Raw genomic sequence first — 1,570 nt, 5'->3', positions numbered from 1 at the left:
ACAAGGCTCTGGCTGATGCCTGCGGGGTGAAATTCCAGATCGATTACTTTGGTTTGATGGAACGAGATGCGCAGCAGCATCCGGAGCGGCATGTGGCGGCGGATGTCACCAGCCTGGAAATGAAGCAGGAATATGATCGTTTGATGGCCACGGACCCGGCTTTCGCCGAGCAGGTGCGTGACCGGGAGGCTCCTGCTTCCACGGATACCAGCGATCCGGTTGCCGCCCTGCTGGATTGGCATGCTTCCGCCACCGATGAGCAGAAAAAACTGATCGGCATTTTGTGCCGCGGTGCCTTTGCCATGGCGCTGGGCGATCAGAGCGAGCATGAACCCCGGCCGCTGGATAAAGTGATTCTCGATTTCCGCAACCGCCAGCTGGCGCAGCGTATTATCGCAGATGACAGCCAGCGCATTTATATCACCTACGGCGCGGCCCATTTGCCCGGTGTGCTGGCCTCCCTGCAAGCCGCTGATCCGGGCTGGCAGATCACCACGGTGAAATGGATGCGAGGCATGGCGACCCCGGAACACCTTGAAGGTGCCTTGCCGTCCATGCCTTAGTGGGAAAGAAAGGCCGCACTGGTGCGAAGATTGATTCCATAAAGACAACAGGATGCACAAAGAATGATGAAGCGAATTGGATGGATGCTGGTGCTGGCGTTGGGGCTGCTGGCAGGGTGCAGCAGCAGTGGTCATGGCGAACAGGACGACAGGGCCTTACGGGTTGGTGTCATGCCCGATTACCCGCCGCTGGTGTTTCGCGAGGACGCCAAGGTTGTGGGGCTGGAGCGGGACTTTGCCGAGCAATTATCCAGTGATCTTGAGCGCCCTCTGTCTTTGCATGAATACACGCAACTGAGTGATCTGTTTGCGGCGCTGAAGAATAACGAAATCGATATCATCATGTCCGGTATTTCCATAACGCCTGCTCGGCAGGAGGCCTTCGCATTCAGCCTGCCTTATACCACCATCGGCCAGATGGCCATGATTCGTCTTGACGATGCCGCCCGGCTGGCCACGCCCGGCGCCTTGTTTACCGGGCGCTACCGGGTGGGTTACAAGAACGGCACTACCGGGGAGGCGTTCGTGCAAGAGACCATGGATGCGCAGACCCGGGGGTTCAACAGCAATACTGAAGCGACCCAGGCCCTGGTTAACGGTGACATTGATGCGTTCATTCACGATGCGCCCACGGTCTGGAACCTGGCTAACAAGCATGAGTACCCGGTGAAGTTGCTGGGCCTGTACAAACCGCTTACCAAGGAACAACTGGCGTGGGTAATGCGCAAGCAAGACAGCGAACTGAAACAGCAAGTGGATACGGTGCTGAAGAGTTGGGTAAATAACGGTTTTCTGATGCAGGCAAAAACCCAATGGATTCCGGTGAAAATTCTTTCCGGGCAGTGATTTTTTGTAGGTCGGGTTAGTCGCGTAGCGACGTAACCCGACAAGCTTTTTTATTTAGATATCCGCGAAATTCTCCCCACCCTTTAACCAGCGGCGTAACAGCGGTTCAACCCACTGCGGGCAGTCGTGCATCAGTTTGGTGGCCACGTCTTTGGCCGGTT

The 1,570-nt window shown here is 56.5% G+C and carries 2 protein-coding genes; both read left to right on the top strand.

Annotated features, from left to right (window positions below; all coding sequences use genetic code 11):
• Positions 1-563: hypothetical protein (locus A3754_RS27655; RefSeq protein ID WP_063519649.1), on the top strand; the 563-nt coding region annotated here is incomplete at its 5' end.
• A gap of 63 nt (positions 564-626) precedes the next feature.
• The gene (locus tag A3754_RS10600) at positions 627-1,409 is read left to right on the top strand and encodes an ABC transporter substrate-binding protein (protein WP_063519648.1); all 783 of its coding nucleotides are present in this window, start codon (positions 627-629) and stop codon (positions 1,407-1,409) included.
• Positions 1,410-1,570: the final 161 nt, after the last annotated feature.

This window comes from Alcanivorax sp. HI0083, from assembly GCF_001635175.1.
This window is presented reverse-complemented; position numbering and strand designations above follow the sequence as displayed.